Here is a 14,066-nt window from a genome sequence, read left to right on the forward strand (position 1 = left end):
CGCATCCTCGATCGCATTAATGAACCGAAAGACCTGCGCTCGCTTTCCGTCGATGAACTGCAGCGCCTCGCGGCCGAAGCGCGTGAACTGATCGTCAATACCGTATCCCAGACCGGGGGGCACCTGGCGCCCAATCTGGGTGTGGTTGAACTCACCATCGCTCTCCATCGTGTCTTTGAGGCCCCGCGCGATAAGATCATCTGGGACGTGGGGCACCAGTGTTACGTTCACAAGATCCTCACCGGCCGGCGCGAGGCTTTTCCGACGCTCCGGAAGTATGGGGGCTTGAGCGGCTTTCCCAGCCGTTTCGAAAGTGAGTACGACGTCTTTGGGACCGGTCACAGTTCCACCTCGATCTCCGCTGCTTTGGGCATGGCCCTGGGGCGCGACTACCGCGCCGATGACGACAGCTCGGTCGTGGCCGTGATCGGCGACGGCGCGCTAACGGCCGGAATGGCCTTTGAGGCCCTCAACCACGCCGGGCATATGCAGAGACGGCTGGTTGTCGTTCTGAACGACAACGAGATGTCGATCGCCAAGAACGTCGGGGCCCTGTCGGGGTATCTGACCCGCCTGCGGACAGACCCTATGTATACGCGCGGCAAGGAAGAACTGGAGGAACTCCTGCAGCGCATCCCCGCCATCGGACCGCGGCTGCTGAAGTGGACGCTGCGGGTTAAGGACAGCCTCAAGTATCTTGTCGTTCCGGGCATGATCTTCGAGGAACTGGGCTTCACCTATCTTGGCCCCGTCGACGGCCACAACATCCCGCAACTCCTGAATATCTTGAAAAAGGCCAAGGCAGCCGAAGGGCCGGTTATCGTCCACGTCCTCACCACGAAGGGCAAGGGCTACAAGCCTGCCGAGACCAATCCCGACAAGTTCCACGGCGTCGGGGCGTTCGACGTGGAGACGGGGAAGGTCAAGAAGAGCGGCAGGGTTACCTATACCGAAGTCTTCGGCCGCACCCTCCTGACTCTGGCCCAGGAAGACGAAAGAATAGTGGCCATCACTGCGGCAATGACCAGCGGCACCGGCCTGGCCGAGTTTGCCAAAACCTTCCCGGACCGTTTTTTCGACGTCGGGATCGCCGAGCAGCACGCCGTTACGCTGGCGGCGGGCATGGCTGCCGAGGGCTTGCGCCCGGTGGTAGCGATCTATTCCACGTTTATGCAGCGCGCTTTCGATCAGGTCGTTCACGACGTCTGCCTGCAGCGCCTGCCCGTGGTCATGGCTCTCGACCGGGGCGGTATCGTCGGCGATGACGGTCCGACCCACCAGGGCATCTTCGATCTTTCCTATCTAAGGCTTATCCCCAACCTTACCGTGATGGCTCCGCGGGACGAAAACGAGCTGCAGCACATGTTGAAAGCGGCTGTCGACTACAGTGTGCCCGTAGCCGTGCGCTATCCCCGCGGGACCGGAACCGGGTGCCCGCTTGACCAGGACTTCAGAGAAATCCCGCTTGGACGAGCCGAGGTGCTGCGGGAAGGCCGGGACGCTACCATCCTCGCTGTCGGCAACACCGTCGAGCCCAGCCTCGAAGCGGCCGAAATGCTTGCGGCTGCGGGTATTAAGGCGGCGGTCATCAATGCCCGCTTCGTCAAGCCTTTGGACGAGGAGTGCATCCTCACCTACGCCAGACGCAGCAAGCAGCTCTTCGTTGTTGAAGAAAATGTCGTCAGCGGCGGTTTTGGCGCGGCCGTCCTGGAGCTCCTGGCCGCGAAAAGGCAGTACGACGTACATCCGCATTTGATTGCCCTGCCCGATGCCTTTCTCGAACATGGGTCCCCGTCGATCCTGCGCGAGAAATACGGTTTGAACGCCAAAGAGATCGCGGAGAAAGTGCGCGTGGAACTGCAGCGGTCCAGGCTCCGACTGGCGCCGACGAAGATATAGGTGATGGTCAGGAAACGGCTTGACATCCTTTTGGTTGAACGAGGATTTTTTCCCTCGCGCATGATGGCCCGGTCGGCGGTAATGGCCGGGCACGTGTTTGTTTCCGGGCAGCGGGTGGACAAGGCGGGAACCTTGATCGATCCGGAAGCCGGGATCGAGGTGCGGGGCGGGCAACTGCCTTACGTCAGCAGGGGCGGGCTGAAGCTGGAAAAAGCCCTGCGCGCCTTCGACGTCGATTTGACCGATCGCACCGTCCTTGACGTGGGGGCTTCGACCGGGGGTTTTACCGACTGCGCTCTGCAATTCGGAGCCCGGCGCGTCTATGCCGTGGACGTGGGTTACGGGCAGCTGGCCTGGAAACTGCGCCAGGATCCCCGTGTCGTGGTTTACGAACGGACCAACATCAGGCACCTGGAACAGGAAAAGCTCGATCCCGGGGCGAAACCGGATTTCGCAACGGTGGACGTCTCTTTTATTTCGCTGTCTAAAATCCTGCCCCAAATCGACAGGCTCACCGCCGACGACGCCGACGCTGTTCTGCTGATTAAGCCGCAGTTTGAAGCAGGTCCCGACAGGGTCGGCAAAAAAGGGGTCGTCCGTGACCCGGCCGTGCATGCCGAGGTGATAAGATCCGTTATCGATGCCGTTCACGCCTTGGGGTGGACGGTTAAGGGGCTGACCTGGTCCCCGGTGCGCGGGCCCGAGGGCAACATCGAGTACCTGCTCTATGCTGGGAAGAAGGGCGGTCGCCGGTGGGACGGCGAAGTCGCCGATGTCGTGGAAGAGGCTCACCGGGAACTGAAAGACAAAGGTGGTACGTAATTGAGGAAGGTAGGTCTGATCGCGAACCGGCATCTGGACGTCGAGCGCGTGGAGCGGATCGTCGACGAGATCCGGGAACGGCTTGGCGCCTGGGGAGCCGGCCTGTGGATTTACGACAGCGGCATACCTCTGGTTAAACACCGCGAGTTACTGGTCAGCGAGCTGCCGCCGGCGGAAATGGTCATCGCCCTCGGCGGTGACGGAACGATGCTGGGCACGGCAAGGCGGGTGGCCCCGCTCGACATCCCCGTCCTCGGTGTCAGGATGGGCCGGCTCGGGTTCCTGAGCGAAATCGATCCCGCCGGCGTCGCCGGGGCCGTCGACCGCTTTTTCAGCGGGGACTATCGTCTCGAACAGCGGTCCATGCTGGAGGCCGAAATCAAGAACGCCGAGGGATCGCGAGGGGCCGGCATCGCTTTAAACGATTTCGTCATTACGAAGGGCACCCTGCTCCGGCCGATCAGTACCGAGGTCCGGGTGAACGGCGACTTGGTAACCAGTTATCTAGGGGACGGGTTGATCGTCGCCACGCCGACCGGTTCCACGGCTTACTCGCTGGCCGCCGGAGGGCCCCTGCTCACGCCCGACGTCCAGGGGATTCTGATCACGCCCCTGTGCGCGCACAGTGTTGTGGAACGGTCGTTTGTCGTCGGTCCTTCCAGTATCCTTGAAGCACGTTTGCTCTCCGCCCAAAAGGGAGCCATGCTTGTGGCCGACGGGCAGGAGAGCCGCGACCTGGCCTCGGGGGATATGGTGGTGCTGCGTCAGGCCGCCAAGCCCGCCCTGCTGGTAAGGTTTCACCGGTGGAGTTTCTTTGAGGTGCTCCGTGAGCGGTTAGAAAGGCGAAGTCCTTGATGCAGCGCAGTTCGGAGTAAAGGGTGAAGTCAGCGCATGAAGGCCAGACGACATAAACAAATCCTGGAAATCATCCGCGAGACGCCCGTGGCTACCCAGGTTGAGCTTGCCCAGGCCCTCAGGGCCAGGGGCTTTGATGTAACCCAGGCGACGGTTTCGCGGGACATCCGCGAACTGGGCCTGGTGAAATCGAATACGGGGTCGGGTGTCCGCTACCTTGCGCCTGGTGAGCGCCCCCAGGTGATTTCCGAGGACCGCTTGCGCCGGATGTTCCGCGACCAGGTCCTCGACGTCGACTACGCGGAAAACCTTGTTGTTGTTAAAACCGTGCCGGGGGCCGCGCAGGGGGTGGCCTCCGCGCTCGATCACGTACAGTGGCCGGGGATCATGGGTTCGGTGGCCGGCGACGATACCATATTCATTGCTGTGAAACCCCGCAAGCAGGTAAAAAAGATAAGCGAGCGCCTGGCCGGTTTCCTGGAAGGCCGGCAATAGGAGGTCAGATGCCGGAAGTCAGAGTTCGGACTCGCCCGGCACGCAAATCCGATACTAACCGTTAGGTGCCGGGCCGCAAGGCAGATTTCAGAGTATTTAAAACCTGGCGATCACGGAGTGATCGCTTCCCGGTCAGACTTCCAACTTCTGGCTTCAGGTCTCTTGATTGGAGGGTTAGCTTATGCTGTGCCGCCTGATGGCCAAGAATTTCGCCCTGATCAGCGACCAGGATCTCGAGTTGGTCCGGGGCTTAAACGTTCTGACAGGCGAAACGGGAGCGGGGAAATCCCTCGTCATCGAGGCGCTGCAGGTGGGTCTGGGTCAGCGCCCTTCGTCCGACGTGGTGCGGGCCGGGTCCGACAGGGCCTGCGTAGAGCTTGTCTTTGACCTGGAAGGGCTCGACCTGTCCGGCATCCCGGTGGCGCCCCAGGAAGGCTTTCTGGTGTTAAGCAGGGATATCTACCGCAACGGCCGGAGCCTTTACAGGATTAACGGGACCACCGTTACGGCCGCTGTTTTCCGCGAGGTGGGACTTAAACTCGTCGATTTTCACGGCCAGGGCGAGCAGCAGTCCTTGCTGCGGGAAAAACACCACGGGCGCCTCCTCGACTGCTTTGGGGGGCCGGAACTCCTTAACTTGAGCCGGCGTCTTGCCGGGGTCTATGCCCGGCACAACGAGGCCGGCCGGAAACTGGACGACATGATAACGGGGGCCAAGGAACGGGCCCGCAGGCAGGACACCCTGCAGTTTCAGCTGGACGAGATCGACGCCGCCGGGCTGCAGATCGGCGAGGAAGAGGAACTCGAAAGCGAACGCATCTACTTGCAGAATGCTTCCCGGATCGCTGAGCTGGCCGACCAGGCCTACGCCCTGTTGTACGGGGGCGACGGGCACCAGCGGCCGGCCGCCGATTTACTGAGCGATTGCTCCCGCCTGTTGCAGGAACTGGCCCGCTACGTGCCGGCCGCCGCCGGTCTCGCCGACGGACTGGCGAATATGGTCTATGAGGTGCAGGAACAGGCGCGGGAGCTTGCCAGGCTAAAGGATGCGGGCGACCGCGACCCGCGCCGCCTGAACGCTATCGAAGAGCGATTGGCCCTGATCGGACGTCTTAAAAGAAAATACGGGGACAGCATCGCCTCTATACTGCAGTATCGTGCCGCCATCGCCGCCGAAATCGAGACGCTGTCAAGCGCGGAAGACACGATTGAAGAATTGCGCCGCCAACAGGCTGATCTTGCCGGCCAGTGGCGGGAAATCGCCGAAAGGCTTTCGCAACTGCGCCGGGACGCCGCCGCCAGACTGAGCCGGCACGTTACGGCGGAACTCCGCGAACTGGAGATGCTGGAAGCGGTTTTCGCCGTCAATCTGGAACCTGTTGAAGGGATGACGCCCCACGGCAGGGAGGATGCCGTCTTCTATTTCGCCCCCAACCCGGGCGAGCCGGCGGGGCCGCTCTCGCGTATCGCTTCGGGGGGCGAGCTTTCGCGGGTCATGCTTGCCCTTAGAAACGCGCTGGCCGAAGGGGACAAAGTCCCCACGCTGGTCTTTGACGAGGTCGACGCGGGAGTGGGGGGACGGGCCCTGGACGCCGTGGCTGAGAAACTGGCCGATATCAGCCGCCACCATCAGGTAATCTGCGTTACCCACGCGCCCCAAATCGCTTCCTTTGCCAAACGTCATTTCCAGATCAGCAAAGAGGTCGTGCAGGGGCGGACGCGCACCCTTGTTTCGGTGCTCGACGAGAACAGCCGGCTCGAAGAGCTGTCCAGGATGCTGGCCGGGAAAGGGGTGTCGAGCGCCGTGCGCCAGCACGCCGCCGAACTCCTGAGCCGGGCTGATGCCCGGCGGCATTAGACTTCGGCGTTCGGCATTCGGACCGGGGGAAAATCTCACTATCCACTCATTTTCTTAAGACTCCTGCGCAGGGAGTTTTTTGTATGTTGAGAAGTTCTCGTGCAAGGGGTGGATAATAATGTATGCCGGGACAAGAAATGTTGTCTAGGCGTTGGTATTTTTGGTATAATACCTTGTATTGAGTTCAACCGGCGTAAAGGAGTGGCATTGACATGCTGACGCGAAAGGACGTTCAACACGTGGCCCTGCTGGCGCGTCTGGAACTGACCCCCGAGGAAGAGGAAATGTATACTTCCCAAATGGGGAGGATCCTGGACTACGCCCGGATTCTGCAGGACCTTGACACCGGTGAAGTCCCGCCCACGGCGCACGTCTTGCCGCTGCAAAACATCTTTCGCGAGGACGAGGTCGGGGAGCACCTCGATGTCGAGGACGTGCTGGCCAACGCTCCCGACAGGAAAGGGAATTTCTTCAGGGTGCCCAAGATTGTTTAGACCCGTTAGCCAGGTTGCCGGAGTTGCTAAGGAGTGATTGGCTTGGAGCTGTACGAGTTTACCGCCCATCAACTGCACAACCTGCTGCTGCAGCGCAAGATTTCCGCCGAAGAGCTTTGCACATCCATTTATCAGCGGATAGCCGAAACCGAGGAAGTTGTTAAGGCTTATCTGACCCTGACGCGTGACCAGGCCCTGGCGCAGGCCCGGAGGGTGGACCAGCGGCTGCGGGCCGGAGAAACGATAGGTCCTCTGGCCGGGATTCCCATGGCCTTGAAGGATAACCTTTGTACCAAAGGGGTGCGTACAACTTGCGCCTCCAAGATCCTGTTTAATTTCATCCCCCCTTATGACGCCACGGTCGTAAGCAAACTGGACCGGGAAGGCGCCGTAATGCTGGGGAAAACCAACCTGGACGAGTTCGCCATGGGGTCGTCCACTGAAAACTCCGGTTTTTATCCGACGCACAACCCCTGGAACCCCGACTGCGTCCCGGGAGGTTCGAGCGGCGGGTCGGCGGCGGCCGTGGCGAGCGGCGAAGCCATCTTCGCCCTGGGTTCCGATACGGGCGGTTCCATCCGGCAGCCCGCGGCTTTCTGCGGCGTGGTGGGAATGAAGCCGACCTACGGGACGGTCTCGCGGTACGGGCTGATTGCCTTTGCTTCTTCGCTCGATCAGATAGGGCCTTTCGCCAAGGACGTTACGGATTGCGCCCTCGTGCTTAACGCCATTTGCGGCCGCGATTCGATGGATTCGACTTCGGTCATCCATGAACTGCCGGACTACACGTCTTTTCTGGTGGACGACATCAAGGGCTTCAAAATCGGGCTCCCCAAGGAGTATTTCGCCGAGGGCCTCGACAGCAGGGTAAGGGCGGTCATCGAACGGGCCATCAAGGTGCTGGAAGATAGAGGCGCCCATATCGAAGAGACAACACTCCCGCACACCCGTTACGCCCTGCCGACTTACTACATCATCGCCCCGGCCGAGGCCAGCTCGAACCTCGCCCGCTACGACGGGGTCCGTTACGGTTTCCGCGCGGAAGACGCCAAGGACATTATCGACATGTACAGTCGCACCAGGAGCCTCGGTTTCGGCAACGAAGTGAAGCGGCGCATCATGCTGGGAACGTACGCCCTTTCCGCCGGTTATTACGACGCATACTACAACAAGGCCCTCAAGGTCCGCACGCTGATCAAAAGGGATTTCGAGCGCGCCTTCGAGAAGTTCGACGCCATCCTTTCCCCGACGGCGCCCAGCCCGGCCTTCCGCTTCGGGGAAAAGACCGACGACCCGTTGACGATGTATCTTTCCGACATCTATACGCTGGCCGTCAACCTGGCCGGGCTGCCCGGCATCTCCCAGTGTTGCGGGTTCGTGGACGGGCTGCCCGTGGGCCTGCAGTTGATCGGCAGGCCGCTGGGCGAGGGAACGCTGTTGCGCATCGCCTATACCTTCGAGCAAAGCACCGAGCATCACCGTGTCAGGCCTCGCATCGGCAAGGGGGTGGCTTAAGTGGGCAAATGGGAAGCGGTCATCGGCCTGGAAGTTCACGTTGAATTGAAGACCAACAGCAAAATTTTCTGCTTCTCGACCACCGAGTTCGGCGGCGACCCGAACACGCACGTCTGCCCGGTCTGTCTGGGCCTGCCCGGGGTGCTCCCGGTTACTAACAAGAAAGTGGTGGAGTACGGCATCAAGGTTGGATTGGCTTTGAACTGCGAGATCGCGCGCTTTTCAAAGTTCGACCGCAAGAACTACTACTACCCGGATCTGCCCAAGAACTATCAGATTTCACAGTACGACCTCCCGCTGGCCTACAACGGCTACCTGGAGATAGAAAGCGAGGCCGGTCGCAAGCGGGTCGGCATCGTCAGGGTACATATGGAAGAGGACGCCGGCAAGCTGATCCACGAGGGCACGATCGCTTCGACCCCTTACTCCTACGTCGACTACAACCGTACCGGCGTGCCCCTGCTGGAAATCGTCTCCTCGCCTGACATGGATTCACCCGAGGAGGCCAAAGCTTACCTGGAGAAATTAAAGGCCATCATTCAATATACCGGGGTTTCCGACTGCAAGATGGAAGAGGGCTCGCTGCGCTGCGACGCCAACGTTTCCGTCCGCCCCAAGGGCTCCACCGAACTCGGTACCAAGACCGAGATCAAGAACATGAACTCCTTCAGGGCCCTCCAGAAGGCCCTGGCCTACGAGATCCAACGCCAGATCCAGGTTCTGGAGGACGGCGGGAGGATCGTCCAGGAGACCCGGACCTGGGATGAGGAGCGGGGGATCACCGTTTCCATGCGCAGCAAGGAGGAGGCCCACGACTACCGCTATTTCCCCGAACCCGACCTGCCTCCCCTGGTGATCAGCCCCTCGTGGGTCGAGGCCGTCAGGCGCGAGCTTCCCGAACTTCCGGAGGCCCGTCAGCGGCGTTACGTGAACGATTTCGGCCTCTCCTCTTACGACGCTTCCGTGCTGACAAGCACCAAAGAGATGGCCGACTACTTCGAGGAGTGCCTGTCTTTTTACCCGCAGCCCAAGGTCGTGGCTAACTGGGTGATGGGGGAGTTGGCCAGGCTGCTCAACGCCACGAATATCGATATATCCGCGAGACCGGTTACGCCCCGGCAGCTGGCCTCCCTGCTGGAATTGATCGACCGGGGGGTTATCAGCGGCAAAATCGCCAAAACGGTCTTCGAGGAGATGTTCAGTACCGGTAAGGAGCCGCAGCAGATCATCGAAGAAAAAGGCCTTGTGCAGATCAGCGACGAGGCTGAACTGAGGGCCGTCGTGCGGCGCGTCATCGCTGCCAACCCGAAATCGGCGGCCGATTTTAAGGCCGGTAAAGAAAAGGCCCTCGGCTTCCTTGTCGGACAGGTGATGAAGGAAACCAGGGGCAAGGCCAATCCCGGCTTGGTAAACGAGTACCTGCGGGAAGAACTGACAAAACTCTAAGTTTTCGCTGTTATTCGTTCAAGGGTTGAGTTGCAAGTCGGGCGGATCGCCAACCAGTCAGTTAGCCGGTTCTCAGTGAAACTGCTTAAGATGCGCACGAGGTGCGCACCAATTTGTAATTTTAGGAGGGATTCGGATGTCGGAACGCAAGATCTTCATCGTCGATACCACGCTGCGCGACGGTGAGCAGACGGCGGGTGTGGTTTTTGCCAATCACGAGAAACTGCGTATCGCGAAGATTCTTGATGAGCTGGGCGTGCACCAAATCGAGGCCGGTATCCCGGTTATGGGCGGCGACGAGGAGGAGGCCATCCGCAAAATATGCAAGGCTGGCCTGAAGGCCAGTATCATGGGGTGGAACCGGCCGGTGATCAAGGATATCGAACACTCGATCTCCTGTGGCGTCGACGCCGTGGCGATATCCATTTCCACCTCGGACATCCACATCAAGCACAAGCTGAAAGCCTCCAGGGAATGGGTCCTGGAGCAGATCACGACCGCCGTGGCGTTTGCCAAAAAAGAAGGCATGTACGTCTCGATGAACGCCGAGGACGCCTCGCGCAGCGACATGGAGTTCCTGATCGAGTTCGCCCGCCTCGGCAAGCAGGCCGGCGCCGACCGCTTGCGCTACTGCGACACGGTGGGTATCCTCGATCCCTTCACCGCTTACGAGAATGTGAAGACCATCATCGACAACGTGGGCATCGAAGTCGAGATGCATACTCACGACGATTTCGGCATGGCCACGGCCAACGCCCTGGCCGGCTTTAAGGCCGGAGCCAACTATATCGGCGTCACCGTGATGGGTCTCGGCGAGAGGGCGGGGAACTCCCCCCTCGAAGAGGTGGTCATGGCTTTGAAACACATCTACAAGGTCGACCTCGGTTTCAAGACGGAACTGCTTCTTGAGGCCGCCGAGTACGTTTCCCGGGCTTCCGGCCGCGAACTGCCGAAGTGGAAGGCCATCGTCGGCTCCAACATGTTCGCCCACGAGTCGGGCATTCACGCCGACGGCGCGTTGAAATTCCCGGGCACTTACGAGGCGTTCAGTCCCGAGGAAATCGGCCTGGAACGCCAGATCGTCATCGGCAAGCATTCCGGCGGGGCCGCGGTCCGGGCCAAATTCGCCGAGTTCGGCATCCACCTGACCAGGCACCAGGCCCAGGAGCTCCTTCCGATCATCCGCGCCACGGCCGTCGAACTGAAGCGCTCCCTCTTTGAGAAGGAGCTCATGTACATCTACGAAGACTACTTTGGGAAGAGGCACGAAGCATGGGACAGACGATGATCGAAAAAATCCTCTCGGCCAAGAGCGGCCGCGAGGTGTACGCGGGGGATATCGTTGTCGCCGACGTCGACTTCGTAATGGGACAGGACGGGACGTCGCCGCTGGCCATCCGGGCTTTTCGGAACATGCAGGGACAGCGCCTCTTTGACTCTTCCAAGGTTGCTCTGGTCATCGATCACAGCGCCCCCAGCCCCAGCGAAAGCGTTTCGAATCTGCACGCCCTCATGCGCGACTTCGCGCGGGAAACGGGCTGCCGCCTGTATGACATCGGGGACGGGGTTTGCCACCAGCTCATGCTGGAGAGCGGAAAAGTGGGGCCGGGCAGCCTGGTCATCGGCGCCGACTCGCATACCTGCACGTACGGCGCCCTCAATGCCTTCGCCACCGGCGTAGGCTCGACGGACCTGGCCGCCGCGCTGATTTCCGGCAAGATGTGGTTCAAGGTCCCGCCCACCGTCAGGTTCGTCTGCCACGGGCGTCTCCCCGCCGGGGTCTACAGCAAGGACCTGATCCTGTTTTTGATCGGGCAGGTTACGGCCGACGGGGCCACTTACATGTCTGCGGAATACGTCGGGGAAGCCATTGACGCCCTTTCCATCGAGGCGCGGTTCACCGTTTCCAACATGGCCATCGAGATGGGCGCGAAGGCCGGCCTGATGGAAGCCGACGAAAAGACCTTCGACTGGGTGCGCCGTTACAGTGACCGGCACTTTGCGGCCGTGAAGAGCGACCCGGACGCCCGGTACGAAAAAGTCCTGGAGTTTGACGTTTCCAACCTGGAGCCGCAGGTGGCGAAGCCCCACCGCGTCGACAACACCGCTCCGCTGAGCGAGGTCGCCGGCCGGCCGATCCAGGAGGCCGTCATCGGAACCTGCACCAACGGGCGCCTGGAGGACCTGCGCATTGCCGCCGGTATCCTAAAAGGGCGCAAGGTGTCGCGCGACGTCCGTTTCATCGTGGCTCCGGCTTCACGCAGGATTTACCTCGAGGCCATCGCCGACGGCACCCTCGCCGCTCTCGTGGAGGCCGGGGCGGCCGTGGTCACGCCGGGCTGCGGGCCCTGCGTGGGGACGCACAACGGCGTTCCCTCCGACGGCGAAACTGTTATTTCTACTGCGAACCGTAACTTTAAAGGGCGGATGGGGAACCGGAACGCCGAGATTTTTCTGGCGTCGCCGGCGACGGTCGCCGCTTCGGCACTGACCGGCGTGATAACCGACCCGCGGGAATTCATCGAGGGCAACTAACAGCGCAGGCAGGTGAAAAACGTGCAGTTAACCGGCAAGGCCCATAAGTTCGGCGATGACGTGAACACCGATTACATCATCTCGGGCAAATACAAGTTTAAGACGCTGGATATGCGGGAACTGGCGACCCACGTGATGGAGGACCTGGACCCCGACTTCTACAGCAAGATCACGCCGGGCGACTTCATCGTCGCGGGCAGGAATTTCGGCTGCGGCTCGTCCCGCGAGCAGGCTCCGCTGGCTATAAAGTACGCCAATATTTCAGCCGTGATCGCCAAGTCTTTCGCCAGGATTTTCTACCGCAACGCCATTAACACCGGACTGCCCGTTATCGAATGCGATACCGACCTGATCGATCCGGGCGATGAGCTGGTGGTGGATATGGCTGCGGGGTACATTAAAAACGTGACCAAGGATACCGTCATCCAGATCCGGCCGCTGCCGCGCGTAATGCTGAAAATCCTTGAAGACGGCGGGCTGGCGGCGCACTTCGCCAAGTACGGCACCTTTAATTTCGACTAGGAGACTGGAGGTTAGTCCGTGGCGCACAAGGTAACACTGATCCCGGGGGACGGCATCGGGCCGGAAATCACGCTGGCGGCCCGGAGGGTTCTCGACGCCTCGGGCGCGGTGATCGACTGGGAGGTCGTGGACGCCGGGGAGGCCATGATCGCCGAGTACGGGACGCCGCTGCCGGATCACGTCCTGGACTCCATCAGGAAGAACGGCGTCGCCTTGAAAGGACCCCTCACGACCCCCGTGGGCAAGGGCTTCAGGAGCGTTAACGTCACCCTGAGACAGGAACTGGACCTCTACGCCTGCGTCCGCCCGGCGAAGTCCCTGCCCGGCATCGTTAGCCGTTATGAAAACATCGACCTGATCGTGGTCCGCGAAAATACCGAAGACCTTTACGCGGGCATCGAGCACCGGGTGGGCAAGGACGCCGCCGAGAGCATCAAAATCATTACCCGGCATGCCTCCGAGCGTATCGTCCGGTTTGCCTTTGAACTGGCCCGGCGCGACGGGCGCAAAAAGGTCACCGCCGTGCACAAGGCCAACATCATGAAGCTTACCGACGGTCTTTTCCTTGAATGCGCGCGCAAGGTTGCTGAGGAATATCCCGATATCGCCTTTGAAGACATGATCGTCGACGCCATGAGCATGAAACTGGTGCAGGCGCCGGAGAATTACGACGTGATGGTGATGCCCAACCTGTACGGAGACATCCTTTCCGACCTGTGCGCCGGCCTGGTCGGGGGCCTGGGCGTCGCTCCGGGAGCGAACATCGGCGACGGTATAGCGGTTTTTGAACCGGTGCACGGCAGCGCGCCGAAGTATACCGGGATGAACAAAGTCAATCCCCTGGCCACCATTCTCTCCGGGGTTCTGATGCTCCGCCATCTGGGCGAAGCCGAAGCTGCTGAACGGGTCATGCGCGGCGTGACAGCGGTCCTCAAAGAAGGTCAACGTGTCACGTACGACCTCGGCGGGACCGCTGGTACCAGCGAGATGGCCGACGCCATTATTGAGAAAATAGGGACAGATGTTTCCTGACATAATGCTTCTTGGCCCACCTCATACTATTCTTCGAGGAACAAATACTCCAAGGAGGTGGGAAGCGTTGGAACCTACGAACTTCGGTACGGATGCAGGGAAACTGGAACGGATGGCCGAGGCTGAATACCCTGGCGGGGTGGTTGTGGACCCGACCCCGATTACCGCCGGCCAGGAGACGACGGTTTTTTACAACGGTTTGCTGGCGCGCGCCGGTGCTGATCAGGTCTACTTGCGTATAGGTTACGGTTCTCCCGATGACTGGCGGGACGTCAAGGACCTGAAGATGTCCAAGACGGGCTACGGTTGGGTAAAGACGTTTGAGGCGCCCGTTGATCAGGATCGCATCAATTTCTGTTTTAGAGACAGTGCTAATAACTGGGACAACAATAACGGGCTGAACTGGACCTGGACGATACACAACGGCAGAATGATCTAAGAAACGCGTTATCCCCGCAGCGGCGGGGATTTTTATTGTCCATTATAAAAATTGCCAGGACTACACATAATACCTCTCTAGGAGGCTGTTAAACGCTTCACCTCCTTCAACAAGATACCGCGTCGGCCGCTGTTCTTTTGCCGTTCAATCCCGC

13 protein-coding genes are annotated in these 14,066 nt (G+C 60.5%); all 13 read left to right on the forward strand.

The annotated features are described in order from the left end of the window. Positions 1–3: 3 nt before the first annotated feature. The 13 genes from dxs to ACUM6F_RS07910 all read left to right on the forward strand — a co-directional run bounded on the left by dxs (position 4) and on the right by ACUM6F_RS07910 (position 13,912). Positions 4–1,899 (forward strand): 1-deoxy-D-xylulose-5-phosphate synthase, encoded by a 1,896-nt coding sequence (gene dxs, locus ACUM6F_RS07850; protein WP_445348924.1) that lies wholly within the window; start codon positions 4–6, stop codon positions 1,897–1,899. A gap of 3 nt (positions 1,900–1,902) precedes the next feature. Then, positions 1,903–2,721, forward strand: a complete 819-nt coding sequence (locus tag ACUM6F_RS07855) for a TlyA family RNA methyltransferase (RefSeq protein ID WP_445348925.1) — start codon at positions 1,903–1,905, stop codon at positions 2,719–2,721. Beyond that, the gene (locus ACUM6F_RS07860) at positions 2,722–3,576 is read left to right on the forward strand and encodes an NAD(+)/NADH kinase (protein WP_445348902.1); all 855 of its coding nucleotides are present in this window, start codon (positions 2,722–2,724) and stop codon (positions 3,574–3,576) included. A 36-nt stretch (positions 3,577–3,612) separates the two neighbouring features. Further along, positions 3,613–4,071 carry an arginine repressor gene (gene argR / locus ACUM6F_RS07865; protein ID WP_425621901.1) on the forward strand — a complete coding sequence of 153 codons (459 nt, stop codon included), beginning with the start codon at positions 3,613–3,615 and terminating at the stop codon, positions 4,069–4,071. A gap of 181 nt (positions 4,072–4,252) precedes the next feature. Then, positions 4,253–5,929, forward strand: coding sequence for a DNA repair protein RecN (gene recN / locus ACUM6F_RS07870; RefSeq protein WP_445348903.1), 1,677 nt, complete (start codon positions 4,253–4,255; stop codon positions 5,927–5,929). Between the two features lie 212 nt (positions 5,930–6,141). Beyond that, positions 6,142–6,423 carry an Asp-tRNA(Asn)/Glu-tRNA(Gln) amidotransferase subunit GatC gene (gatC, locus tag ACUM6F_RS07875; protein WP_445348904.1) on the forward strand — a complete coding sequence of 94 codons (282 nt, stop codon included), beginning with the start codon at positions 6,142–6,144 and terminating at the stop codon, positions 6,421–6,423. A 42-nt stretch (positions 6,424–6,465) separates the two neighbouring features. After that, positions 6,466–7,938, forward strand: coding sequence for an Asp-tRNA(Asn)/Glu-tRNA(Gln) amidotransferase subunit GatA (gene gatA, locus ACUM6F_RS07880; protein ID WP_425621898.1), 1,473 nt, complete (start codon positions 6,466–6,468; stop codon positions 7,936–7,938). Next, complete coding sequence (gatB, locus tag ACUM6F_RS07885; RefSeq protein ID WP_445348905.1) at positions 7,939–9,384, forward strand: Asp-tRNA(Asn)/Glu-tRNA(Gln) amidotransferase subunit GatB; 1,446 nt, start codon at positions 7,939–7,941, stop codon at positions 9,382–9,384. A gap of 136 nt (positions 9,385–9,520) precedes the next feature. After that, positions 9,521–10,672 carry a homocitrate synthase gene (nifV, locus tag ACUM6F_RS07890; protein WP_425621896.1) on the forward strand — a complete coding sequence of 384 codons (1,152 nt, stop codon included), beginning with the start codon at positions 9,521–9,523 and terminating at the stop codon, positions 10,670–10,672. Then, positions 10,657–11,919: a 3-isopropylmalate dehydratase large subunit gene (locus tag ACUM6F_RS07895; protein WP_425621895.1), complete on the forward strand. Its 1,263-nt coding sequence runs from the start codon at positions 10,657–10,659 to the stop codon at positions 11,917–11,919. The genes nifV and ACUM6F_RS07895 overlap by 16 nt, the downstream gene beginning before the upstream one ends. Positions 11,920–11,940: 21 nt before the next feature. After that, positions 11,941–12,441, forward strand: coding sequence for a 3-isopropylmalate dehydratase small subunit (locus tag ACUM6F_RS07900; protein WP_445348906.1), 501 nt, complete (start codon positions 11,941–11,943; stop codon positions 12,439–12,441). An 18-nt stretch (positions 12,442–12,459) separates the two neighbouring features. Beyond that, positions 12,460–13,473, forward strand: a complete 1,014-nt coding sequence (locus tag ACUM6F_RS07905; RefSeq protein ID WP_425621893.1) for an isocitrate/isopropylmalate dehydrogenase family protein — start codon at positions 12,460–12,462, stop codon at positions 13,471–13,473. 67 nt (positions 13,474–13,540) lie between these two features. Continuing rightward, on the forward strand, positions 13,541–13,912 hold the full coding sequence (locus ACUM6F_RS07910) for a carbohydrate-binding protein (protein ID WP_426377423.1): 372 nt from the start codon (positions 13,541–13,543) through the stop codon (positions 13,910–13,912). The last annotated feature ends 154 nt before the right edge of the window (positions 13,913–14,066 follow it).

This window comes from Desulforudis sp. DRI-14, assembly GCF_052618305.1.

Coding starts and splice junctions, on each gene's coding strand:
- ACUM6F_RS07855 (WP_445348925.1), top strand. CDS start 1,903: ATGGTCAGGAAACGGCTTGACATCCTTTTGGTTGAACGAGGATTTTTT.
- argR (WP_425621901.1), top strand. CDS start 3,613: ATGAAGGCCAGACGACATAAACAAATCCTGGAAATCATCCGCGAGACG.
- recN (WP_445348903.1), top strand. CDS start 4,253: ATGCTGTGCCGCCTGATGGCCAAGAATTTCGCCCTGATCAGCGACCAG.
- gatC (WP_445348904.1), top strand. CDS start 6,142: ATGCTGACGCGAAAGGACGTTCAACACGTGGCCCTGCTGGCGCGTCTG.
- nifV (WP_425621896.1), top strand. CDS start 9,521: ATGTCGGAACGCAAGATCTTCATCGTCGATACCACGCTGCGCGACGGT.
- ACUM6F_RS07895 (WP_425621895.1), top strand. CDS start 10,657: ATGGGACAGACGATGATCGAAAAAATCCTCTCGGCCAAGAGCGGCCGC.